21 protein-coding genes and 1 riboswitch are annotated in these 23,974 nt (G+C 69.1%); of the genes, 13 read left to right on the top strand and 8 right to left on the bottom strand.

Annotation, left to right across the window (positions count from 1 at the left end; all coding sequences use genetic code 11):
• Positions 1-85 precede the first annotated feature (85 nt).
• Positions 86-793, top strand: coding sequence for a hypothetical protein (locus tag KVT45_RS15050; RefSeq protein ID WP_254646774.1), 708 nt, complete (start codon positions 86-88; stop codon positions 791-793).
• A 239-nt stretch (positions 794-1,032) separates the two neighbouring features.
• Here KVT45_RS15050 and KVT45_RS15045 read toward each other — a convergent pair whose 3' ends face one another.
• Positions 1,033-2,415 carry a pentapeptide repeat-containing protein gene (locus tag KVT45_RS15045; RefSeq protein ID WP_217547677.1) on the bottom strand — a complete coding sequence of 461 codons (1,383 nt, stop codon included), beginning with the start codon at positions 2,413-2,415 and terminating at the stop codon, positions 1,033-1,035.
• A 268-nt stretch (positions 2,416-2,683) separates the two neighbouring features.
• Here KVT45_RS15045 and KVT45_RS15040 point away from each other — a divergent pair, with 268 nt between their 5' ends.
• Positions 2,684-2,968 carry a helix-turn-helix transcriptional regulator gene (locus KVT45_RS15040; protein WP_308310730.1) on the top strand — a complete coding sequence of 95 codons (285 nt, stop codon included), beginning with the start codon at positions 2,684-2,686 and terminating at the stop codon, positions 2,966-2,968.
• A 454-nt stretch (positions 2,969-3,422) separates the two neighbouring features.
• Positions 3,423-3,629: a hypothetical protein gene (locus KVT45_RS15035; RefSeq protein ID WP_217547799.1), complete on the top strand. Its 207-nt coding sequence runs from the start codon at positions 3,423-3,425 to the stop codon at positions 3,627-3,629.
• A gap of 127 nt (positions 3,630-3,756) precedes the next feature.
• On the opposite strand, the gene KVT45_RS15030 is transcribed toward KVT45_RS15035, so the two are convergent.
• From KVT45_RS15030 to gcvT, 6 genes are all read right to left on the bottom strand, one after another.
• The gene (locus KVT45_RS15030; protein WP_217547674.1) at positions 3,757-4,845 is read right to left on the bottom strand and encodes a tyrosine-type recombinase/integrase; all 1,089 of its coding nucleotides are present in this window, start codon (positions 4,843-4,845) and stop codon (positions 3,757-3,759) included.
• Positions 4,842-5,924, bottom strand: coding sequence for a hypothetical protein (locus KVT45_RS15025; RefSeq protein ID WP_217547672.1), 1,083 nt, complete (start codon positions 5,922-5,924; stop codon positions 4,842-4,844). The genes KVT45_RS15030 and KVT45_RS15025 overlap by 4 nt, the downstream gene beginning before the upstream one ends.
• Before the next feature lie 455 nt (positions 5,925-6,379).
• Complete coding sequence (locus KVT45_RS15020) at positions 6,380-7,747, bottom strand: L-serine ammonia-lyase (protein ID WP_217547670.1); 1,368 nt, start codon at positions 7,745-7,747, stop codon at positions 6,380-6,382.
• 56 nt (positions 7,748-7,803) lie between these two features.
• Positions 7,804-9,066, bottom strand: a complete 1,263-nt coding sequence (gene glyA / locus KVT45_RS15015) for a serine hydroxymethyltransferase (RefSeq protein ID WP_217547668.1) — start codon at positions 9,064-9,066, stop codon at positions 7,804-7,806.
• Positions 9,067-9,105: 39 nt separating this feature from the next.
• A complete protein-coding gene (gcvH, locus tag KVT45_RS15010; protein WP_217547667.1) occupies positions 9,106-9,483 on the bottom strand; it encodes a glycine cleavage system protein GcvH in 378 nt (125 codons plus the stop codon).
• A 98-nt stretch (positions 9,484-9,581) separates the two neighbouring features.
• Complete coding sequence (gcvT, locus tag KVT45_RS15005) at positions 9,582-10,709, bottom strand: glycine cleavage system aminomethyltransferase GcvT (RefSeq protein WP_217547665.1); 1,128 nt, start codon at positions 10,707-10,709, stop codon at positions 9,582-9,584.
• Positions 10,710-10,867: 158 nt separating this feature from the next.
• Positions 10,868-10,965, bottom strand: a riboswitch (glycine riboswitch).
• Positions 10,966-11,166: 201 nt separating this feature from the next.
• On the opposite strand from gcvT, the gene KVT45_RS15000 reads away from it, so the two are divergent.
• From KVT45_RS15000 to KVT45_RS14955, 10 genes are all read left to right on the top strand, one after another.
• The gene (locus KVT45_RS15000) at positions 11,167-11,871 is read left to right on the top strand and encodes an AAA family ATPase (protein ID WP_217547663.1); all 705 of its coding nucleotides are present in this window, start codon (positions 11,167-11,169) and stop codon (positions 11,869-11,871) included.
• Between the two features lie 42 nt (positions 11,872-11,913).
• A complete protein-coding gene (locus tag KVT45_RS14995; protein WP_217547661.1) occupies positions 11,914-12,705 on the top strand; it encodes an enhanced serine sensitivity protein SseB in 792 nt (263 codons plus the stop codon).
• Positions 12,706-12,855: 150 nt separating this feature from the next.
• Entirely contained in the window at positions 12,856-13,653 is a 798-nt protein-coding gene (locus KVT45_RS14990) for an enhanced serine sensitivity protein SseB C-terminal domain-containing protein (protein WP_217547659.1), read from the top strand.
• 478 nt (positions 13,654-14,131) lie between these two features.
• Complete coding sequence (locus KVT45_RS14985; RefSeq protein WP_217547658.1) at positions 14,132-15,118, top strand: ABC transporter permease; 987 nt, start codon at positions 14,132-14,134, stop codon at positions 15,116-15,118.
• A 58-nt stretch (positions 15,119-15,176) separates the two neighbouring features.
• Complete coding sequence (locus KVT45_RS14980; RefSeq protein ID WP_254646772.1) at positions 15,177-16,934, top strand: ABC transporter substrate-binding protein; 1,758 nt, start codon at positions 15,177-15,179, stop codon at positions 16,932-16,934.
• Positions 16,935-17,006: 72 nt separating this feature from the next.
• Positions 17,007-18,014, top strand: a complete 1,008-nt coding sequence (locus KVT45_RS14975; RefSeq protein WP_217547654.1) for an ABC transporter permease — start codon at positions 17,007-17,009, stop codon at positions 18,012-18,014.
• Entirely contained in the window at positions 18,011-19,102 is a 1,092-nt protein-coding gene (locus KVT45_RS14970; protein WP_217547652.1) for an ABC transporter ATP-binding protein, read from the top strand. Before KVT45_RS14975 ends, KVT45_RS14970 begins: the two co-directional genes overlap by 4 nt.
• A gap of 29 nt (positions 19,103-19,131) precedes the next feature.
• Positions 19,132-20,478 (top strand): dipeptide ABC transporter ATP-binding protein, encoded by a 1,347-nt coding sequence (locus tag KVT45_RS14965; RefSeq protein WP_308310732.1) that lies wholly within the window; start codon positions 19,132-19,134, stop codon positions 20,476-20,478.
• A gap of 100 nt (positions 20,479-20,578) precedes the next feature.
• Complete coding sequence (locus KVT45_RS14960) at positions 20,579-21,970, top strand: M1 family metallopeptidase (RefSeq protein ID WP_217547649.1); 1,392 nt, start codon at positions 20,579-20,581, stop codon at positions 21,968-21,970.
• A gap of 47 nt (positions 21,971-22,017) precedes the next feature.
• On the top strand, positions 22,018-22,677 hold the full coding sequence (locus KVT45_RS14955; RefSeq protein ID WP_089098632.1) for a trimeric intracellular cation channel family protein: 660 nt from the start codon (positions 22,018-22,020) through the stop codon (positions 22,675-22,677).
• On the opposite strand, the gene KVT45_RS14950 is transcribed toward KVT45_RS14955, so the two are convergent.
• Positions 22,586-23,815: an esterase family protein gene (locus KVT45_RS14950; protein WP_217547647.1), complete on the bottom strand. Its 1,230-nt coding sequence runs from the start codon at positions 23,813-23,815 to the stop codon at positions 22,586-22,588. The two genes, KVT45_RS14955 and KVT45_RS14950, sit on opposite strands and share 92 nt — an antisense overlap.
• Positions 23,816-23,974 lie beyond the last annotated feature (159 nt).

Raw genomic sequence — 23,974 nt, 5'->3', positions numbered from 1 at the left:
GGCCCGGAGCGCCGAGACCCGTACCTTCCCCCCGTGGGTGCGGGTCTCGCGCATGAGCCGGCGCCCGCACCACCGGAGGCCCAGCATGTTCTGCACCCGTCTCACCCGCGCCCGGCGGCCGTGCCGCCACGAGATCGCGGACTGGCCGGCGTACGACGGCATGCCCGTCCCGGTGGCAGCCTGCTGGACGCATCTCACCGGCGATGAGCGCGAGAAGTGCAAGGCCGCCCGCGCCCGCCGGAACGCGGAGATCCGCGAACGGTTCGAGAAGATGCGCGCCGAGCTCCTGGCTCGGGGCGAGACCGCGCCCGAGCAGGAACTCCGGGAGGCGAGGCCCTGCACCGGGGAGTGCATCACCCTGGCCGATCAGTGGGACCGGGAGAACCCCGGACGGTCCTACGACCACAGCGACAGCGCCATCGTCTGCTGCGCCTGCTGCGACGAGCACGTCTGCATCCTCTGCACAGCGCGGGACCACTGCGTCGGTACCCCGTGCACCAGCCCGAGCGCCCTCCCGGACGACGACTTCGGCCCGGCCGAGGATGAAGTCGACCTCGGACCGAACCCCCGCGGCTACCTCAACACCCTGGTCGGCCAGCTCGCCCGCGTCACCGGCCAGCCGCACGCCACGGTCAACGTACGGATCAACCAGGAGATCGGCGTCTACAGCCGTGTGGGGGCCGACGACGTGCTGATCCGCCGCGCCGTCGTCGTAGCCCGCGACTGGCTCGCGGCAGAGGAACAAGGGGGCCCGGTCACCCAGCAGAACGCCCGTCCGCGGCTGGCCCAGTGACCGGCGACTGACAGTGGCTTCGTAGCCCGGAGCGCCGCCGAGTCCCGCACCTTCCTCGGGTTCAGGTCTCGCGGCTATTCCGGCTGGCCTTCTGGTTCGAGTTCGGGGCGGGCGTATCGCAGTTCAGGGGTCTCGCTCATGGCCTCGGATTCTGGCAGCGCGCCCGCCGCCGGTATCGGTTTCTGCTCCTGCGAGGCCGTGCCGAGGGTGGCCCGGGGCTGCTGCGGTCTCACCTCGCGTCAGGACGGGGCTAGGTACCACGTCGGAGGCAGGGTGAGTCCGGTGGGAAAGGGGGACGCGCTCGGCGGAACCAGGCCAGTGGGCGCCACACCGTCCGCGCCCGTGAAGTCGACCGTGCCACCGGGGAACCACGCGTCGCGGAAGTCGACCGTCCCAGCGGAGAACTGCGCGCGGATGAAGTTGACCGTGCCGCCGGCGAACCGTGCGCCGGGGAATTCGACCGTACCGCCGGAGAAGAGTGCGCCGGTGAAGTCGACCGTACCGCCGGAGAACGGCGTGTTGCTGAAGGCGACCGTGCTGCCGAGGAAATGCGCGCTGGTGAACATGATCGTGCCGTCGGAGAACCGTGCGCCGTGGAAGGAGACCCTGCCCTCGGAGAACTCTGCGTCACGGAAGTTGATCCTGGCGCCGGAGAACTCCGCGTTAGTGAAGGTGACCCTGCTGCCGCAGAACTGCGCGCGGGCCAAGTCGACTCTGCCGTCGGAGAACTGCGCGCGGGCGAAGGTGATCGTGCCGTCGGAGAACCGTGCGCTGTCGAAGGTGACCCTGCTGCCCCAGAAGAACTGGGTGCCGGTGAAGGTGACCCTGCTGCCGCAGAAGTGCGCGCCGTTGAAGGTGACCCTGCTGCCCCAGAAGAACTGGGCGTCAGCGAAGGTGACCTTGCTGCCGCAGAACTGGGCGCCGTCGAAGGTGACCCTGCTGCCGCGGAACTGCGCGCCGGAGAAGTCTCCGCCGTCGAACGTGACCTCGGTCAGGTCGAAGTCGTGGCCCTGCCAGGAGTGCGGGTGTTCGGAGGGAAGGCGGAGGTGGTCGCGGATGAGGCGGATGATGGTGTGCCGGACCTCCCGCAGGGCTCGGTAGGCGTGCCGGGCCTCCGCATCGTCCGCCGGAAGGTCGGGCTCGGCGGTGTAAGGCAAGCGGAGGTAGGCGCACAGCACGTCGATGCACGTCTGGCGCAGGGCCTGGGTGGGGGCGTCGTCGGCGAGGCCGGCCAGGGCGTGCACCCCGCCGAGACGCACGGCGGGGGACGCGTCGCCGAGCTGGGCGACAGCGGTGGTGAAGCGTTCGGTGTGCAGGCGAGCGTCCTCGCGCAGGGCGCCGTCCTCGTCGACGCGCTGGCGCCGGTAGGCCACCACCAGGGCGACCAGAGCGCCGGACCCGGCGACCACCCCGAAGGACAGCTTCACCAGGTCGAAGAGTGTCGTGGAGTCAAGGCGGTGCTCGGGCTTGAGCCCCCGGGCGCCAAGCAGGTCCCATCCGGTGTAGAACACCGCGGCGGCCACCAGGACGGCCGTGGCGAAGGTCAGGGCGAGAACGGTGCCGACCGGCCACAGGCGCAGGCCGCGCCGTTCCGTCCGGCGCCGGGGCAGATGTGCGGTCACATCCCCTTGAGACACTCCCGCTCCCTGCGCCGGTTGCGGCCCGTTCCTCTCGGAACCGTCGCGGGTCCGTCCGTCATGGTTCCCCGATAAGTGAACGGAGACCGACAGTCATCAAGGCGGGCAGCACAGTATTGATCATCTACCTAGGTAGACATTCCTCTGTCGACCTAGGTAGATTGGCGGTATGCCAGATCCAAAGATGACGCCACACACCCAGACAGTGCTGCGCGCCCTACTTGGCCGGGGCGCCGATGGTGAGCGCCGAGCAGTGATCCAGGCCGAGGGGCTTTACGGGCTGGAGTTGTCAACGCTGACCGGCCTGCCAAACGGGACCCTCTTCCCCCTCCTGGAGCGTCTGCGCCAGGCGGGTTGGGTGGAGCGTTACTGGGAGGCCGACGAACTCGCCGAGGCCGAGGGACGGCCGCGCCGTCGCTTCTTCCGCCTTACCGATAGGGGCGCCGAGCGCGCTCCGTATGCCCTCGCGGCAGCCACCGCCGCGACTCCCGGCCGTGCAAGTACGGCGCATCCCGGATACGCCGGGGGTGCGATGTGAAGATTTTTGAGGCGATTCCTCCCGTATCGATTCTGCATACAGCAGCCATCGAGTTGGCGCAGCACGAGACGGCTCAGCGTCTTCTACCGGAACGCTTGATCGAGCTTCGACCTCAGGTCAGGCCGAGCCGGGGACAGTATCGGGTAGACCTTTACGAGGCCGAGGCAGCCGACCCTGCGTTCAGCTGGACATTCGAATCAGGGCTCGTGGAGTCCTACGCCCAGGTGATCATGGACGGACACCAGAGGGACAACCCCGCCCTCGGGGCTGCCTTACTCCGCCTCCTGGCTCTGCTTCTGCCTGGAGGCGAACAGGCCGACTGGTTGGAGGAACAGCAGGGCTACTTGGCTGACCTGCCAACCCGCCGAGCCCGCTGGGGATGGATCGTTAGGCAACTTCTCGCCATGCCGAAGTACGCCTACACGGTGCGCAGCGAGCAAGAGAGGGAGGCGGCATGACGACCTCACCGCCGGCACCGGGCCCCCAGAACGAGCCACTGTTGACCCAGCGCGCGGTCCTCGTCCTGCTGACGGCCGGTTTCATGGGCCTTGTCGTCGGCGGGCTCACGTACCTCAGTACGAGCGACGTCGCCAGCGCCGTTCTCGCGGGGCTGGCCTGCACGGGCGCCAGCACCATTGCTCTGCACCAGTTGATCGGCTGATAGGCCGGGACCTTGGAGTGCAGGGCCCATCCGCCCTGCTTGGCGATGACGATCTGGTCGTGGCCCTTCAGCCGGGAGGACGTGGCGAGGCCGCGGCGTGGCCTCACTCCCCAGCCGTGATGGTGGATCAGGAGTCCTCGTGGGCGAGGACGCCGGCGATGTCGGCGCCGACGCTGTAGCCGGGGCTGTCGTCGAGGAGTTCCTTGCGCCGGTTGTAGCGCTGAGTGGTGCGGGAGTCCTTGTGGTCGGCCCAGCGTTGGATCTTGTCGGGGCGGGCATCCGGCTTGGCCAGGGCGTGGGTGATGGCGTCGCCCTTGGTGCCGTGCGGTCCGCGCGGGGGCAGTCCGGCGTTCTTGGCCAGGGACTGGAGCAGCCGCCACACGGCTGGCTCGTCGAGCTGGCCGCCGCTGGCCGTGCAGAACAGCCACCCCTCCGTGCGGCCGTCGAGGTAGTCCTGCAGCGCGTCCCAGGCGACCGGCGGTATCGGCTTCTTCTTCCGGCCGCCGCCCTTCATCTTCTCCAGGAGCAGCACACGGTGCCCCTTGTCGTACCCGAGGTCCGAGATACGGGCGTTGAGCAGAGAGTCGATGCGCAGACAGCAGGTATAGAGGAGGAGCAGCAGCGCGTACGCGCGCTTGCGGTACGCGGCAACCCTGTGGTGGTCCCGCGCGGTGACCAGGAGGGTGACCCACTCCTCCTCGGTGTAGCCGACGGTCGGCGAGTAGTCCGGATCGAGGTACGGCCGGGCAACCGCGTCGAACGGGTTCTTCACCGGCTCGTCGCTGACCACGTCCAGGTACGTGAAGAAAGAGGAGGCGGCCGACAGCGCGTTCGCGCGTGACGCGTCGCTGTACGGCTTCCCTGCCCGGACCATCTCGCCGCGTCGGCCGCCTTTGACCCGTACCCACGTCGGGGTCGTCTCCAAGTACAGCCGGAAGGTGTCGGCGAGCGCGAACTTCACCGCCATGGGGTACTCGCCGTGCTCCCGGGCGAACTCCTCGAAGATCTTGAAGCCCCGGGCGTACGACTTCTGCGTATTCGCCGAGCGCTGGTGGGCGATCCAGGAGGCCGCGAGGGTTGGCAACAGGTCGCCCTCGCCGTACAGGCAGACGAGGAAGTCGTACAGCTTCCGCGCGTGTTCCGGCCACAGGTCGCGCGGGTCGCGTCGCAGGGTGACAAGCGTCGCCCGCGGGGAACGCTCCAGCGCCGTGGTCATGCGACGTCCTCCGGCGAGACCTGGTTCCAGCAGTCCGGGCAGAGAGTGGTGTCCGAGCCGTCGACGTCCGCCTCGATCGGCCACGGGCGGCTGCAGCCGGAGCAGTTCGCGAGGTCCCGTGCTTCGTGGCGGGCGGCGCAGCCGAAGCAGTACAGGGTGTCGGACAGCCTGGGGCCGTCCACGAAGTTCACCCCCTCTACGAAGGTGGTGGTGTCGCACTGGGGGCACGGATATGCCCGAGCCAACTGGCCGTCAGAGCAGACCAGATAGTCGAAGACCAGCAACTCGGCCGAGTCCCAGGATGCGGTGCAGAAGCGGCAGTCGCCGCTCTGGGGGGCGACGACGAGAGTCATCTGCTCGCAGGTGGGGCACATGATGGTCTGGCTCTCCAGCCCGGCCAGCTCGCCGCGCAGCCGGTTGAGGCGCCGCGTCACGTAGGAGCTGATGTTCTTCACACCGGCGTCCACGGGGATCATGTCCTGCATCGCTCTCTCCCGCTCCGGTCCTTGGAGCAGGGGCAGGAGCTCCGTATCCAGGAAGCGCATGAGGAAGTCGAGCACTCGGCCGGCGCGGGCCTCGACCGCGCCGGCGTTGTGCGTCAGGCCGTAGTGCTGCAGGGCGTTGCGATCCTTCGTCAGGTCTTTCAGCGCTTCGACCTCCTTGCGGTCGATGGTGATCCCCGCGATGTCACGCAGGCGCTCAACCGCGGCGTCGGTCCCGCAGCTCTCGAAGTCCCCGCTCTCGAAGTTCTTCCTGGTCGCCCGGCCGGGGTCCTTGAAGATCAGGCTCCAGTGCTCGCGCAGCAGGCGGGCCTTCAGCAGTACCTCGACCGCGGCCTGCAGGTGCAGCACGGCGTACTTGAGGTCCCGGGGCCCGACGTCTGATTCGTTCTCGTCCAGGTGCTCGACGACGCTGGCGAGGTAGTCGATGCCGTTGCGGACCGGCGGGAAGTCCAGCTGCGGCGGTCCGGACGGACGCCCCGGCGGGACGTAGCGGCGCCCGCTCGCCGGGGGTGCACTCTGCGGCGGTGTGTCGCTCGATTCACCCGTGCGGGCGGGGTCCTGATCCTCCGTCAACATACGCACAGGATAACCGTAATTATCCTGTACCTTCCTTCGGCCGCCCGGACGGTCAATCCGGCTGACCTTGCTGCCCAAAGTCAGGGCTGCATGCCCGTGGCGAGGCCCACCCCTGAAGGCGGGCACTGCCGTGGGTCAGGGGTTGGCTTGGCGGATCCGCTTACCCACCAAACGCACGCCCTTCGCTCCACGGTTGCAGAGACAGGCGTTGATGCCGAGCGGCCCGTGAGGGGTCTGCGGGAACCCGCTGGCCGGGCTCTACGGCTCCCGCCGTGTCGGCCCTGAAGCAGGCCGTTGCCCAGCCGTGAACTACGACGTTCGCTGGGGAGTCCCTGGGGACTTTCCGGGGACTTTCATGCCTGTCCCGGGGAGTTTCTGGGGACTTTTCGCCGCGTAAGTAGGGAAGGCCCCGACAGCGCCGAAAGACATGAACGCGCTGGTCAGGGCCCATTCCCCTAGCACTCGATGATGTTCACCGCGAGCCCGCCCCGGGCCGTCTCCTTGTATTTCACGCTCATGTCGGCGCCCGTGTCCTTCATGGTCTTGATGACCTTGTCCAGGGACACCTTGTGGGAGCCGTCGCCGCGCATGGCCATGCGGGCCGCGGTGACCGCCTTGACCGCGGCCATGCCGTTGCGCTCGATGCACGGGATCTGGACCAGACCGCCGACCGGGTCGCAGGTGAGGCCGAGGTTGTGCTCCATGCCGATCTCGGCCGCGTTCTCGACCTGTTCCGGGGAGCCGCCGAGGACCTCGGCGAGGGCGCCCGCCGCCATCGAGCAGGCCGAGCCGACCTCGCCCTGGCAGCCGACCTCGGCGCCGGAGATGGACGCGTTCTCCTTGAAGAGCATGCCGATCGCGCCGGCGGCGAGGAGGAAGCGGACGACCCCGTCCTCGTCGGCGCCGGGGACGAAGTTGATGTAGTAGTGCAGGACGGCGGGGATGATGCCGGCCGCGCCGTTCGTGGGCGCGGTCACCACCCGGCCGCCGGCCGCGTTCTCCTCGTTCACGGCCATCGCGTAGAGCGTGATCCACTCCATCGCGTGCGCCAACGGGTCGCCCTCGGCGCGCAGTTGGCGCGCGGTCACGGCGGCCCTCCGCTTCACCCGGAGCCCGCCCGGCAGGATGCCCTCACGGGACATGCCGCGGGACACGCACGCCTGCATCACCCGCCAGATGTCCAGCAGGCCCGCGCGGATCTCGTCCTCGGTGCGCCAGGCCCGCTCGTTCTCCAGCATCAGCGCGGAGATCGAAAGACCCGTCTCCTGCGTCAGGCGGAGCAGCTCGTCGCCGGTGCGGAAGGGGTACTTCAGGACGGTGTCGTCCAGCTTGATGCGGTCCGCGCCGACCGCCTCCTCGTCGACCACGAACCCGCCGCCGACCGAGTAGTACGTCTTGGCGAGGAGTTCCGCCCCGGACGCGTCGTACGCCCAGACGGTCATGCCGTTCGCGTGGTATGGGAGTGTCTTGCGGCGGTGGAGTTTCAGGTCGTTGTCGAAGGAGAACGCGATCTCGTGCTCGCCGAGGAGGGACAGGCGCTTCGTGGCCTTGATCGCCTCGATACGGTCGTCCGCCGTCTCCACGTCCACCGTGCGTGGCGAGGCGCCCTCCAGGCCGAGCAGCACCGCCTTCGGGGTGCCGTGGCCGTGGCCGGTCGCGCCGAGGGAGCCGTACAGCTCGCAGCGTATCGAGGCGACGGACTCCAGCAGCCCCTCGTTGCGCAGCCGGCGGGCGAACATACGGGCCGCGCGCATCGGGCCGACGGTGTGGGAGCTCGACGGGCCGATGCCGATCGAGAACAGGTCGAAGACCGAGATGGCCACGGGAACTCCTCCAAAGAGGGTGGGGGCACACGTCGTCGGGCGCCCCCACCAGGGAACTACTTGTTCAGACCGGGGTAAAGCGGGTGCTTGTCGGTCAGGGCCTCGACCCGGGCCTTCAGGGCCGCCGCGTCGTAGGACGGCTTCAGGGTCTCCGCGATCACGTCCGCGACCTCGGCGAAGTCCTCGGCCGTGAAGCCGCGGGTGGCCAGCGCCGGGGTGCCGATCCGCAGACCCGAGGTGACCATCGGCGGCCGCGGGTCGTTGGGGACGGCGTTGCGGTTGACCGTGATGCCGACCTCGTGGAGGCGGTCCTCGGCCTGCTGGCCGTCCAGCTCGGACGCGCGCAGGTCGACGAGGATCAGGTGGACGTCCGTACCGCCGGAGAGGACGTTCACGCCGGCCTCGCGGGCGTCGGCGGCGGTGAGCCGCTCCGCCAGGATGCGCGCACCCTCCACCGTACGACGCTGGCGCTCCTTGAAGTCCTCCGAGGCGGCGACCTTGAAGGAGACCGCCTTCGCCGCGATCACGTGCTCCAGGGGACCGCCCTGGAAGCCCGGGAAGACGGACGAGTTCAGCTTCTTCGCGAAGTCCTTGCGGGCCAGGATGATGCCGCCGCGCGGGCCGCCCAGCGTCTTGTGGGTCGTGGAGGTGACCACGTCGGCGTACGGCACCGGGTTCTCGTGCAGACCCGCGGCCACCAGGCCGGCGAAGTGGGCCATGTCGACCCACAGGTACGCCTCGACCTCGTCGGCGATCCGCCGGAACTCCGCGAAGTCCAGCTGGCGCGGGTACGCCGACCAGCCCGCGATGATCACCTTCGGCCGGTGCTCCTTGGCGAGCCGCTCCACCTCGGCCATGTCGACCAGGCCGGAGTCGTCGACGTGGTAGGCCACGACGTTGAACTGCTTGCCGGAGAAGTTCAGCCGCATGCCGTGGGTCAGGTGCCCGCCGTGGGCGAGGTCCAGACCCAGGATGGTGTCGCCGGGCTGGGCCAGCGCGAAGAGGGCCGCCTGGTTGGCGGAGGCACCGGAGTGCGGCTGCACGTTGGCGTACTCGGCGCCGAACAGCTCCTTCACCCGGTCGATGGCGATCTGCTCGGTGACGTCGACGTGCTCGCAGCCGCCGTAGTAGCGGCGGCCCGGGTAGCCCTCGGCGTACTTGTTGGTGAGGACCGAGCCCTGTGCCTCCATGACCGCGAGCGGAGCGAAGTTCTCCGAGGCGATCATCTCCAGGGTGGACTGCTGGCGCGCCAGCTCGGCGTCGACCGCGGCGGCTACCTCCGGGTCGAGCTCGTGCAGGGGCGTGTTCAGAACGGACATCTGTTTCTACGACTCCTAGGCCGGGGTCTGCGGCGGCTCTCAGCCGGCGGTGAAGGCGGTGTACTCGTCGGCGGAGAGCAGGTCGCCCGGCTCGTCCGCGACGCGCACCTTGAACAGCCAGCCGCCCTCGAAGGGGGCCGAGTTCACCAGCGAGGGGTCCTCGACGACGTCCTCGTTGACCGCGGTGATCTCACCGGTGACCGGCGCGTACAGGTCGGACACCGACTTGGTCGACTCCAGCTCGCCGCAGGACTCGCCCGCGGTCACCGTGTCGCCGACCGCCGGGAGCTGGACGAAGACGACGTCACCGAGCGCGTTGGCCGCGTGCTCCGTGATACCGACCGTCGCCACGCCGTCCTCGGCGGCCGTCAGCCACTCGTGCTCCTTGCTGTAACGCAGCTGCTGGGGGTTGCTCATGGCCTGAATTCTCCTGTACGCGAGGGAGTGCTGATGAAGGGGGGAAGGCTGGAGACGTGCGTGACCAGCGGCGATGTGCGCAGGGTCACGCCCAGTGGCTACTTCTGGCGCTTGTAGAACGGCAGCGGCACGACCTCGTGCGGCTCGTGGCTGCCCCGGATGTCCACGCCGACGCCCGCCGTGCCCGGCGCCGAGTGCGCCGCGTCGACGTACGCCATGGCGATCGGCCGGCCCAGCGTGGGGGAGGGGGCACCGGAGGTGACCTCGCCGATCACCTCGCCGCCGGCGACCACCGGGAATCCGGCGCGCGGTACCCGGCGGCCCTCGGCGACCAGGCCGACGAGGACGCGCGGCGGGTTCTGCTCCGCACGGGCGGCGGCCTCGGCGAGCGCCTCGCGCCCCACGAAGTCGCCCTCCTTCTCGAACTTGACCACCCGGCCGAGCCCGGCGTCGAAGGGGGTCAGCTCCGTGGTCAGCTCGTGCCCGTACAGCGGCATGCCCGCCTCCAGGCGCAGGGTGTCCCGGCAGGACAGCCCGCAGGGCACCAGGCCCACCGGGGAACCCGCCTCGGTCAGCGCCTGCCACAGCTCCACCGCGTGCTCCGGCTTCACGAACAGCTCGAAGCCGTCCTCGCCGGTGTAGCCGGTGCGCGCGATCAGCGCCGGGACGCCGGCGACGGTGCCGGGCAGGCCGGCGTAGTACTTCAGCCCGTCCAGGTCCGCGTCGGTGAGCGACTTGAGGATCCCGGGCGACTCCGGGCCCTGCACGGCGATCAGCGCGTACGCGTCGCGGTCGTCGCGGACCTCGGCGTCGAACCCGGCGGAACGCTCCACGAGCGCGTCGAGGACGACCTGGGCGTTGGAGGCGTTGGCGACGACCATGTACTCGGTCTCCGCCAGCCGGTAGACGATCAGGTCGTCCAGGATGCCGCCGTCGGCCCGGCAGATCATGGTGTAGCGGGCGCGGCCCACGCCGACGGAGGCGATGTTCCCCACCAGGGCGTGGTTCAGCAGGTCGGCCGCGCGCGGGCCGGTCACGGTGATCTCGCCCATGTGGGAGAGGTCGAAGAGCCCGGCCCTGGTCCGTACCGCGACATGCTCGTCGCGCTCGGAGCCGTAGCGCAGGGGCATGTCCCAGCCGGCGAAGTCGGTCATGGTCGCGCCGAGCGAGCGGTGCAGGGCATCGAGCGCGGTGCGGCGGGGTGCGGCGGAATCGGTACTGCTCATCGGTCGGTCGTCTCCCAGAGGTCCCGAGGGCATGACAGGCGAGGGCTGTCCTCCCCATCTGTCATCGGAACCTGAGAGGTTCGCCGTGACCACGGACGTGATCACGGTTTGCACCTTGGGTGGAGCCACTGACACAGCGGCCCGCTTTTCAGATGTGCCTCGCCCGCGCGGTAACGGGGCCTGAGAGATTCAAGGGAGGGACTTGCTCCTTCGGCGCCCCAGCGAAGACGGCTGGGGACTCTCCCGCGCGGATTCAAGCGGCCGGTATGCAGTTGGCGCGGACATCATTGCACGCCGCCCGGCCGCATGGCAGGCCGGACTTGTCCCTCCCGCCGTCCTCTCTCTTTGTAGCCGGGCTGTTGCCGGACGCGCACGGAACCGCGAGACGCCGTGCATTACCTTCTCTTTGCGTTAACTGGGGAGAACCTTTCCTGAACCCCCAGGGAGGACGGTCACGGTGACAAGGACCACGGCATACGCGACGACGACGGGCATCGCCCTGCCCCAGCAGCCGACGGCCCCGGCCCGCGAGCGGTGCGGCGAGCGACCCGTACCGGTCGTCCGCGATCTGCGCGACCGCGCCGGGCGCAGCCCGCACGGCCTGCTCTTCGGCCCCCGTGACCTGGTGGTGGTCACCGGGCTGCCCGGCAGCGGCAAGTCCACCCTGATGCACCGCACCGTCCAGGGCATCCGCATCGACTCCCAGGACACCCGCGACCGCTGGGACGCCCGCCTGGCCCGCCTTCTGCCCTACGCCGTGTACCGCCCGCTGGTCCGCCTCGCCCACTTCGCCGGGCTGCGCCGGGCCCTCGACACCGGCGAGGGCGTGGTCGTGCACGACTGCGGTACGCAGGCCTGGGTGCGCGACTGGCTGGCCCGGGAGGCCCGCCGCCGCGGCGGCACCCTGCACCTGCTCCTCCTGGACGTCACCGCCGGCACGGCACTGGACGGCCAGCGCGAGCGCGGCCGGGGCGTCTCCCGGTACGCCTTCGTGCGCCACCGCCGGGCGGCCGGCCGGCTGCTGCGCGCGGTGGAGAAGGGGAAACTGCCCGAGGGTGTCGGCTCGGCGGTGCTCCTGGACCGGGACGCGGCGGACGTACTGCGCCGGATCGCCTTCGCGGACGCCGAATCCACGGGTGGCTTTGTCGGTGCCACCCGCTAGCCTTTCCAGCCTCAGTAGTGGTTCCCAGCAGGCGGTAGGCAGATGGACTTCCCGGCGGACATTCCCGCGGACTTCCCGGCACAGGCGCACCCCCACCCGCACGGCGGGTGGCCCGGCAACGAACTGGAGGAGGTCCTGTCGGCCTCCCTCGGCGTGCCCGCGGCGGCGGGCCGGCTCATCGAGGTACTGGGCCGGAGTTTCCTCTGGATCCCGCTGCCGGAGGGCGGCGGCCCGCACAGCGGCCCGCTGGACCTGCCCACCATGCAGATCGAGGGCCAGGTGTACGTGCCGGTCTTCAGCTCCGAGGAGCAGTTCCGCCTGGTGGCCGGCTCCCATCTGTCGTACACGATCGCCCCGGCCGTCGAGTTCGTCCGCGGCCTGCCCCCGCAGGTCGGCATCGCCGTGAACCCCGGGGGAGTGGTCGGTGTCCCGCTGCCGCCGGAGGCGGTCGCCCAGCTCTGCCGGACCGGCCGCACCGAACTGGACGGCCCCGCCTCGGGCGGCCGGGTCCGCCTCTTCGAACCGGACTGGCAGGACGACCCGATGGACTTCCTGGCCGCGGCGTCGGCCGAGTTCGCCAGGACCGGCGTGGTCGCCACGGCCCGCCGCTGCCTGGCCGCGGTCGAGACGGCGGACCCGGTGATGTTCGTGGGGGTCGAACTCTCCCAGTGGGAAGGCGACTTGCGCGCCCTGCCGCTGGAGGCACTGGGCAAGGCCCTGGGCCAGGCTCCGGTGAAGTGGCCGGTGAACCTGGTCCTCCTGGACGTGGCGGACGACCCGGTGGGCCACTGGATGCGCGAAAACGTGCGCCCCTTCTATCAGTACGGTCACTAGAAACGCCCTGAGGGCAACCGACCCAGGGGCGCGGGGAACTGCGCGACCGGCCACCGACGACCCGCACCCGCCGACGGACAATCGGCGCCACCCCCCTTGGCGCTTAAGCTGTCTCCAAACGCGGGGCACCAGATGAAGGGGCGGTAACACGTGAGCGCCAGCGGCACCGCGGCGACCGGACAGGTCGAGCACATGCTGCGCCAGGTAACCCCCGGGCGTTACGACGCCTACGAGGCACTCCTCCGCGCCCTCGCCACGCCCTCCTCCGGCCAGATCTGGATGCTGCTCTGGCACGGCCAGGCCGGCTCCCCCGACGCCCAGTACGGGAACATGGAGGTCGACGGCCACGGCTACGCCCCCTGTGTGACCTCGGCCCAGGAGCTCTCCGCGAGCGGCTGGAACCGCTCGTACGAAGTGGTCGACGGCATCGACGTGGCCCGCACCCTCTACCCCGACCACTTCGGCCTCTGGCTCAACCCGCACGCCCCGGGCGGCGGCGTCGGCATCCCCTGGCTGGACCTGCGCCGCATCGCCACCGGCCTGGACCGCCAGCCGGCCGGCCCGCTGCGGCTCGCCGAACCGGCCATCGAGGTCCCGCAGTTCTACGCGCTGCTCGCGCAGAACGCCCACCGCACCCCCGCGGTCCGCTCGCTGCGCCGCGCCTGGGTGCAGCCGGCCCTCGGGGCGCCGTATCTCGCGATCGGCCTGGACGTGTACGAGACCTCGCCGCCGGCCGTGGACTCGGTGCGGGCGATGATGCAGCAGTCGATCGGGGCGGTGCCGGACGGGCTGCCGGTGTCGACGGTGGCGATGACCGACGAGTACGACCCGGTCGTGATGTGGATGAGGGCGACGGCACGGCCGTTCTACGACCGCGAGGCGCACGCCCAGGCATCCGCCCAGGCCCCGGCGGCCGGCTATGGCTATCCGGGACCCGGGGCCTACTGAGTGTGCTCTGTCGCCGTTTCCAGGCGGTTGTTCTCCGAAGTCGTGTTACTCGGCGGTCACGTCGGTCACGCCGGCCTCGCCGCTCCAGAGCGGCGCGGCGGTGGGTGATGGCCGGTTGACTCTCCGGTCTGGTCTCCGCGCGTAGATAGGGGTGAACTACCGTGGTTCACGACCTTTGAGGGATTCTGTTCCGTCCGCCCTCTGTGGCCAGCCGTCCGGATACCGGAAACCCCAATCGTCATCACGGTTGCGCATACTTTCTCCATCAGGCCTGGCGCGTGATCACCGGGGCATTGAAGACTCGCCTCTCAGATGCGAAGTCGGTGATCCTGCGAGCCGGTACGCAGTACCGGTCGAAGGGTCTCGTGGGCGGTCGGGCCGTAACCATTGGCGGCCACCGCACAACATGCAAGCGAACCAAGCCGCCCACCGCGGCGGACAAAAGCCGGTCACCACCGGTGAGAGGGGTCAGGTCACTGTGACCGCACCGATCGAGACCACCGAGGCGCAGCCGGAGGCTGTGCTGGAGGGTGCCGGTAAGGGGCAGATCGAGGGTCGTTCCCTCGGGCAGATCGCCTGGTCCCGGTTCAAGAGGGACAGGGTCGCCGTCGCGGGCGGCGTCGTTGTCGTCCTGCTGATCGTCGTCGCGATCCTCGCCCGCCCCATCCAGGCCCTGCTCGGTCTCGACCCCAACGCCTTCCACCAGGAGCTGATCGACGCCAACACCTCGCTGCCGAACGGCGGCTGGGGCGGCATGAGCCTCGATCACCCGCTGGGCGTGGACCCCAAGTTCGGCCGTGACATCGCCACCCGCATCCTCGAAGGCTCCTGGGTGTCGCTGGTGGTGGCCTTCGGCTCGACCATCCTGTCCAACGTGATCGGCGCGATCATGGGTGTCGTCGCCGGTTACTACGGCGGCCGCGTGGACTCGGTCATCAGCCGGCTGATGGACACCTTCCTCGCCTTCCCTCTCCTGCTGTTCGCCATCGCCATCTCCGCCACCCTGCAGGGCGGCGCGTTCGGCCTGAACGGACTGCCGCTGCACCTGAGCGTGCTCATCTTCGTCATCGGCTTCTTCAACTGGCCCTACCTGGGCCGGATCGTGCGCGGCCAGACCCTCGCCCTGCGCGAGCGCGAGTTCGTCGACGCCTCCCGCGGCATGGGTGCCAGGGGCCCGTACATCCTGTTCCGCGAGCTGATGCCCAACCTGGTCGGCCCGATCATCGTCTACTCGACGCTGCTGATCCCGACCAACATCCTCTTCGAGGCGTCCCTCAGCTTCCTCGGCGTCGGCATCCAGCCCCCGCAGGCGTCCTGGGGCGGCATGCTCCGCGAAGCGGTGACGTACTACCAGGTCGATCCCGAGTACATGATCGTGCCCGGCCTTGCAATCTTCGTGACCGTGCTGGCGTTCAACCTGCTCGGTGACGGTCTCCGCGACGCTCTCGACCCACGCAGCCGCTGACGCCTGCTGTCATCGAGAGCCCGAAAAGTTTCCGACAATGGAGGGGAACCCGCCCATCATGCGAAGGTCAGCGCTGGCCGCGATCGCGGCCATCGGCTCCGCCACCCTGCTGGTTGCAGGGTGCAGCAAGGCCGATGACAACAACGGCGGCAACGACGGCGGCGGCAGCTCCGCCGCTGCCAACGCCGCTACCAAGGGTGTCGTCAACGCGTCCGACAAGAAGGGCGGGACGGTCACCTACGAGCTGTCCGACGTCCCGGACTCGTTCGACCCCGGTAACACGTACTACGCGTACATGTACAACTTCAGCCGGCTGTACGCCCGCCCGCTGATGACGTTCGAGCCGGGCCCCGGTTCCAAGGGCAACACCCTGGTCCCGGACCTCGCCGCGAGCAAGGGTGTCCCGAGCGACGGCGGCAAGACCTGGACGTACAAGCTGCGTTCGGGCCTGAAGTACCAGGACGGCACGGCGATCACGTCCAAGGACGTCAAGTACGCCGTCGAGCGCTCCAACTTCGCGCGTGACGTGCTCTCCCTCGGCCCGAACTACTTCCAGCAGTTCCTGGTCGGCGGCGACAAGTACAAGGGCCCCTACAAGGACAAGAGCGCCAAGGGCCTGTCGTCCATCGAGACCCCGGACGACACCACGATCGTCTTCCACCTGAAGCAGGCCTTCCAGGAGTTCGACTACCTGGTCTCGGCCCCGCAGACGGCCCCGGTCCCGCAGGCCAAGGACAACGGCGTCGACTACGTCAAGAACATCGTGTCCTCGGGCTCGTACCAGTTCCAGAGCTACCAGGACGGCAAGCAGGCCGTGCTGGTCCGCAACAAGAACTGGGACGCGAAGACCGACCCGCTGCGCAAGCAGCTGCCGGACAAGATCGTCGTCAACCTGAAGGTCAACGCCGAGACGATCGACAAGGACGTCCAGGCCGGCGACGCGATCGACCTCGGCGGCACGGGTGTCCAGGCCGCCACGCAGGCCCAGGTGCTCACCGACGCCAGCAAGAAGGCCAACACGGACAACACCTACGGTGGCCGTCTGGTCTACATGGCGATCAACACCAAGCTGAAGCCGTTCGACAACGTCGCCTGCCGCAAGGCCGTCGAGTACGCGATCGACAAGGTCTCGGTGCAGACCGCCGAGGGCGGCCCGATCCGCGGTGACGTCGCCACCACGGTGCTGCCTCCGGACATCCCGGGCTACACCAAGTCGGACGTCTACGCCACCACCGGCAACAAGGGTGACGTGACCCAGGCCAAGGCGCAGCTGAAGGCCTGCGGCAAGACGTCGATCAACACCAACATCACGGCCCGCTCGGACCGCCCGCAGGAGATCGACGCCGCCACGGCGATCATCAACTCGCTGAAGAAGGTCGGCATCAACGCCACCCTCAAGCAGTACCCGTCGGGCAAGTACTTCACCGACTACGCGGGTGTCCCGAACTTCGACAACAAGCAGAACGTCGGCCTGATGATGATGCAGTGGGGTGCCGACTGGCCCTCCGGCTACGGCTTCCTGCAGCAGATCCTGAACGGCCAGGCGATCAGCCAGTCCGGTAACACCAACCTGTCGCAGTACGACAACAAGTCGGTCAACACCCTGCTGGCCAAGGCGATCGGTACGCAGGACGACACCGAGCGCAACAGCATCTACACGCAGATCGACAAGCTGACCATGGACGACGCCGCCCTCGTGCCGTTGACCTACTTCAAGGTCCTGCTGGCCCGCCCGACCACCTTCACCAACCTGGTCTCCACGGCGGCCTTCAGCGGCCAGTACGACTACCTCAACATCGGCGTCGCGTCGAAGTAGCAGCCCCGGAAGGCAGGTGAAGGCATTGGTGCCCGCGGGCCGGAAGGCCCGCGGGCACCAGCGCCGATCCCCGTGATCTCGTACATCCTCCGTCGGACGCTCGCAGCGGTGATCCTGCTGCTGGTCGTCTCCGCGGTCACCTTCGCGATCTTCTTCGTGCTCCCACGTCTGGCCGGGCAGACCGCCGACCAGCTGGCGCAGCAGTACATCGGCAAGAGCCCGTCGAAGGCGGACATCGTCGCGGTCAAGCACAACCTCGGTCTGGACCAGCCCGTCTACGTCCAGTACTGGCACTTCATCAAGGGGATCGTCTCCGGCGCCACCTATGATCTGGGCCCCACCACGGTGCACTGCGACGCACCGTGCTTCGGCTACTCCTTCAAGACCCACCAGGCCGTCTGGCCGCAGCTCACCTCCCGGATGCCGGTGACCCTGTCGCTGGCCCTCGGTGCCGCCGTGCTGTGGCTGGTCTCGGGTGTCGCGATCGGCGTGGTCTCCGCGCTGAAGCCGCGCTCCTTCTTCGACCGCACCTTCATGGGTGTGGCCCTCGCCGGTGTCTCGCTGCCCATGTTCTTCACGGGCAACCTGGCGATCCTGCTCTTCACCTACCAGTGGCCGATCTTCGGCCGCACCTACGTCCCGTTGACAGAGAACCCGGCGCAGTGGGCCAACACCCTCATCCCCGCCTGGTGCTCGCTCGCCCTCCTGTATTCGGCCATCTACGCGCGGCTCACCCGCTCGGGCATGCTGGAGACGATGAACGAGGACTACATCCGCACGGCCCGCGCCAAGGGCCTGCGCGAGCGCAACGTCGTCGTCCGGCACGGACTGCGCGCCGCGCTCACCCCGATCATCACCGTCTTCGGCATGGACCTCGGTCTGCTGCTCGGCGGCGCGGTGATCACCGAGACCGTGTTCTCGCTGCACGGCATCGGCCAGTACGCGGTGCAGGCCATCGACGACAACGACCTGCCACCCATCCTGGGTGTGACCCTGCTCGCCGCCTTCTTCGTCGTCATCGCAAATCTCCTGGTGGACATGCTCTACGCGGCCGCCGACCCGCGAGTGAGGCTCTCGTGACCGAACTCTCCAAGACCGGCGCCGCCGTGGGCGAGCCCACGCAGGCCAGTCCGTCCGACGCCTTCCTCGAAGTCCGCGACCTCAAGGTGCACTTCCCGACCGACGACGGCATCGTCAAGTCGGTCGACGGCCTCAGCTTCTCGCTGGAGAAGGGCAAGACCCTCTCCATCGTCGGCGAGTCCGGCTCCGGCAAGTCCGTGACCTCGCTGGCCATCATGGGCCTGCACCGGCTCGGCGCCCGCGGCAAGAACGTGCAGATGTCCGGCGAGATCTGGCTCGGCGGCAAGGAGCTGGTGAACGCGTCCCCGGACGAGGTGCGCCGGCTCCGTGGCCGCGAGATGTCGATGATCTTCCAGGACCCGCTGTCCGCGATGCACCCGTACTACAAGATCGGCGACCAGATCGTCGAGGCGTACCGGGTGCACCACAACGTCAGCAAGAAGGTCGCCCGCGCCCGCGCCATCGAGATGCTCGACCGGGTCGGCATCCCCGAGCCCGCCAAGCGCGTCGACGGCTACCCGCACGAGTTCTCCGGCGGTATGCGCCAGCGCGCCATGATCGCCATGGCCCTGGTCAACAACCCCGAGCTGCTCATCGCGGACGAGCCGACCACCGCCCTCGACGTCACCGTCCAGGCGCAGATCCTCGACCTGATCCGCGACCTCCAGAAGGAGTTCGGCTCCGCGGTCATCCTCATCACCCACGACCTGGGCGTGGTGGCCGAGATCGCCGACGACGTCCTGGTGATGTACGGCGGCCGGTGCGTGGAGCGCGGCCCGGTCGACGAGATCTTCGAGAAGCCGCAGCACCCCTACACCTGGGGTCTGCTGGGTTCGATGCCGCGCATCGACCGGGAGACCTCCGACCGGCTCATCCCGGTCAAGGGTCAGCCGCCGAGCCTCATCAACGTCCCCTCGGGCTGCGCGTTCCACCCGCGCTGCCCGTACGCGGACCTTCCCAAGGGGAATGTCACCCGCACGGTCCGCCCGGAGCTGCAGCAGGTCGACGGCGGTCACTGGTCCGCCTGCCACCTCTCGGCCGAGGACCGTACGCGGATCTGGACCGAAGAGATTGCGCCGAAGCTGTGAGCGACACGAACAAGACCGATGACACCGTCATCCCGCAGCAGGCGTCACCGTCTGGCGATCGTGACGTGCTGCTGAAGGTCGAGGGCCTGGAGAAGCACTTCCCGATCAAGAAGGGCATCCTGCAGCGGCAGGTCGGCGCGGTGAAGGCCGTCGACGGCATCGACTTCGAGGTGCGCAAGGGCGAGACCCTGGGCGTGGTCGGCGAGTCGGGCTGCGGCAAGTCGACCATGGGCCGGGTCATCACCCGGCTTCAGGACCCGACCGGCGGCAAGGTCACCTTCGAGGGGCAGGACATCACGCACCTGTCCACCGCGAAGATGCGTCCGCTGCGCCGCGACATCCAGATGATCTTCCAGGACCCGTACGGCTCCCTGAACCCCCGGCACACCATCGGCTCCATCGTCTCCGCGCCGTTCCGGCTGCAGGGCGTCGAGCCCGAGGGCGGGGTCAAGAAGGAGGTCCAGCGCCTCCTGGAGCTGGTGGGCCTGAGCCCCGAGCACTACAACCGCTACCCGCACGAGTTCTCCGGCGGTCAGCGCCAGCGCATCGGCATCGCCCGTGCGCTCGCCCTGAAGCCGAAGCTGGTGGTGGCCGACGAGCCCGTCTCCGCCCTGGACGTCTCGATCCAGGCGCAGGTCGTCAACCTCATGGACGACCTCCAGGAGGAGCTGGGCCTGACCTACGTCATCATCGCCCACGACCTCTCCGTCGTCCGGCATGTCTCGGACCGGGTCGCGGTGATGTACCTGGGCAAGATCGTCGAACTCGCCGACAGCACCAAGCTGTACGAGTCGCCGATGCACCCGTACACCAAGGCGCTGATGTCGGCGGTGCCGGTCCCGGACCCGAAGCGCCGCGGGCAGAAGAGCGAGCGCATCCTGCTCCGTGGCGACGTGCCGTCGCCGATCGCGCCGCCGTCCGGCTGCCGCTTCCACACCCGGTGCTGGAAGGCGACGGAGATCTGCAGGACGACGGAACCGCCGCTCCTCGAACTCCGCCCGGGTCAGCGGGTGGCCTGTCACCACCCGGAGAACTTCGCCGACCAGGCCCCGCAGGACACGGTCCTGCTGACCGCGGCGAAGGAGGCCTCGGAGCTGGTGGGCGAGGCGGTCCTGGAGGAGTCGGCCGAGCCGGCGAAGCCGGCGGCCGAAGCCACGGAGGCGGAGCCGGAGCCGGAGGCTGAGGCCGCGGAGCCAGAGGCGTCGGCCGAGCCGGAGTCGGACCCGGAGCCGGAGTCGGACGCCCCGGCGGAGGACCCGGAGCCGGAGCAGGACGCCACGGCGGAGGAGCCGGAGGCCGCTGCCGAGTCGCCGGCGGAGCCGTCGGCCGACTCCACAGCCGAGGCACAGAAGTCACAGGAGCCAACCGACAAGTAGCCCATGACACGACTTTGCAAAGTCATGTACATGTCTTAACGGGAGAGCGCAGAGTCGACCGTGTCCGTCCACTGACCGGCACGCTCGAAAGGGACGACTCATGCGCCTCTCCCGTTCGGCACGTCTGGCGGCCGTCGCAACCGCGGCGGCCGCCTCCTTTGTCATCGCGGCCGCTCCCGCCCCCACCCCGGGCGCCGACGGCATCGGCGACCCCTACTTCCCCCAGCTCGGCAACGGCGGCTTCGACGCCCGCCACTACGACCTCGACGTGGCCTACGCCCCGGACACCGGCCGCCTGGACGGCCGCACCACCCTCACCGCCCGGGCCACCCAGAACCTCTCCGCCTTCGACCTCGACCTGCAGAAGCTGGAGGTCACGAAGGTCGAAGTGAACGGCAGACGCGCCCAGTTCACCCGCACCGGCGACGAGATCACCGTCACCCCGAGGGACACGCTGGCCAAGGGCCGCGACTTCACCGTCTCCGTCACCTATGGCGGGATACCCGAGCCCCTCAACGGCCCCATCGTGTTCGGCTCCGACTACGGCTGGATGAAGACCACCGACGGCGTCTTCGTCGCCTGCGAGCCCAACGCCGCCTCCACCTGGTTCCCGTCCAGCGACCACCCCTCCGACAAGGCCACCTATGACATCCGGATCAAGGCGCCCGAGGGCCTGACCGGGGTCTCCAACGGCCGGCTGGTCTCGACGTACGACAAGGGCGGCTCGACGTACGCGCACTGGCGCGAGTCCAAGCCGATGGCGACCTACCTCGCCACCGCCACCATCGGGAAGTTCGACGTGCAGACCGGGAAGACCCCCTCCGGCATCCCGATCTACGTCGCCATCGATCCGGTCCTCGCGAACAGCAACAGCGTCGACGTGTACGCCGTCACCGCCGCCGCCACCGACTACTGGTCGCAGGTCTTCGGGCCGTACCCCTTCGAGGAGACCGGGGCCATCGTCGACGACATGCCGGAGGCCGGGTTCTCGCTGGAGGTGCAGAGCAAGCCGGCCTACTCGGCGGTGCGCAACGAGACGACGATCGTGCACGAGCTGGCCCACCAGTGGTTCGGCGACTCGGTGAGCGTGGCGCAGTGGAAGGACATCTGGCTCAACGAGGGCTTCGCCACCTACGCCCAGTGGCTGTGGGCGGAGCACCAGGGCACCCGCTCCGCGCACGACTCCTTCCTCGCCGGCTACAACGCCCGCGCCGCCGACAACCCCTTCTGGCAGATCACCGTCGCCGACCCGCAGCGCGACACCATGTTCGCCTCGGCCGTCTACCAGCGCGGCGCGATGACCCTGCAGATGCTGCGCGAACGCATCGGCGACACGGCGTTCTTCAAGCTGCTCCCGGCCTGGACGAAGCTGCACCGCTACGGCAACGCCGACACCGCCGACTTCATCCGCCTCGCGGAGAAGGTCAGCGGGCAGCAACTGGACGACCTGTTCCAGACCTGGCTGTTCACCACAGGGAAACCTGCCCTGTAGGCCTGGGTTTGTAAGGTTCACGCACCCTGACAGGACACAATGTCAGGGTGCAACTCCAGCAACTCTTCTCTCCCTCCGTCCAGCACACGCTCGACGTCATCGGCATCTTCGTGTTCGCCATCTCCGGCGCGCTGCTGGCCGTCCGCAAGAACTTCGACGTCTTCGGCATCGGCGTGATGGCCGAGGTGACCGCGCTGGGCGGAGGGATCTTCCGGGACGTGATCATCGGGGCCGTACCCCCGGCCGCCTTCACGGACCTGGGGTACTTCATCACCCCGCTGATCGCCGCCCTGGTGGTGTTCTTCCTCCACCCGCACGTCGAGCGGATCCAGTCGGCGGTCCTGGTCTTCGACGCGGCCGGCCTCGGCCTGTTCGCCGTCAGCGGCACGACGAAGGCGTACTCCTACGGCCTCAACCTCACCGCCTCCGCCGCGCTGGGGCTGGCCACCGCGGTCGGCGGCGGTGTGCTCCGGGACGTGCTCGCCAACGAGGTTCCCTCGCTGCTGCGCTGGGACCGCGACCTGTACGCGGTCCCGGCGATCGTCGGGGCGACGACGGTGGTGCTGTGCATCCGTTACGACGCGCTCAACCCGTTCACCAGCGGCCTCGCGGTCGTCACCGCTTTCGTACTGCGCCTGCTCGCGATGCGCTACCACTGGCGAGCGCCGCGTGCGTGGAACCGGCGCTCGACGGTTCGGGAGGAGTAGTCCCGGCCCGGACGCGGCTCTGGCCCATGTTGACCGTGAGCCACTCGAAGACCGTCGGCACCTGGGGCCGCCACAGCGCCATGTTGTGGCCGCCCGCGCTGCGCGGCAGGAACGCCACGTGCACGGTGGTCGGCGCCTTGGCGATCTGTTCCAGTGCCACACCGGCCTGGTAGCCGTCACCGGACTCGCCGGAGATGTAGAGGGCGATCCGGGGTGGGGCGGCCGCCTTCCGCAGCAGCAGGTAGGGGTTGTTCTGCCGGCGCAGGGCCACGCTCTGCGCCGCGAGCGAGTTGCGTTCGCCGATCGGGTCGTTGTAGCCGGACAGGCTGATGGCGGCCCGGTAGCGGTCCGGATGGGCGACCGCCAGCTTGACCGCGCAGTGCGCGCCCGCCGAGTAGCCGGCCACGGCCCAGTTCGCGGGGGCGGCCGCGGCACGGAAGTTGTCGGTCACCATCTTCGGCACGTCGATGCTGAGCCAGCTGTCCGCGTTGACCGTGCCCGGGATGTTGGCGCAGCCGGTGTCCACGCCGGCCAGCAGGTTGGTGCGCGGCGCGACCAGGATGAAGGGCGCGACCCTGCCGCTCCTCATCAGCGGCTCCAGCTGCTCGGTCACCTTCAGCGAACCGAACCAGGCCTTCGCCGAGCCGGGGTAGCCGGGCAGCAGCTCCACGACCGGGAAGCGGTGGTTGCGGTACTTCGCCTCGTGGTACTGGGGCGGCAGCCAGACGTAGACCTCGGCGTTGACGCCCGAGACCCGGCCCTTGAGCTGGGTGACCTCGACCCCGCCGGCCGCCCGCATGCCCGGTCCGTCGGCTGCCGTGAAGGTCTGCTTCACCCTGGGCAGCCGTTGCAGCGCTATGCCGCCGGTACCGTCCTGGCCGAGGTTCGCGGCCTGCTGGACGTGGTTGCCGGTGCCGAGGAGGTCGGCCCAGTTGTCGTACAGGCTGTTCTCGTTGTTGACCAGCACGAAGATCAGCGTCACCGCCGTGGCCTGCGCGAACAGCAGCATCAGGACCCGGGCCGCGGCGCGCACGGCCTGCGGCCCCCGCATCCTCGACCACAGGACGAGCGGCAGTATGAGGGCGACCACGGACAGGACGATGGTCGTGTAGAGGAACGGAGTCCCGGTGAGGCTCATGTCCCCATAGAGGGGAATCGGGGGCCCCGGGTTACGGACGTGTCCGGACACTTACCTAGAAATTGCCGGAACCTCACTCGGTGGAGGGATCCCTTACCGGTCCGACCGCTGGTGCGTGGATCACAAAAGCTACCGCTTAGTAATCAACTCTTGTACTGT

The organism is Streptomyces sp. GbtcB6 (genome assembly GCF_019091475.1).
Lineage (GTDB): Bacteria > Actinomycetota > Actinomycetes > Streptomycetales > Streptomycetaceae > Streptomyces > Streptomyces hyaluromycini.
The sequence above is the reverse complement of the archived record's forward strand: the minus strand, read 5'-3'. Positions and strand labels throughout refer to the sequence as shown.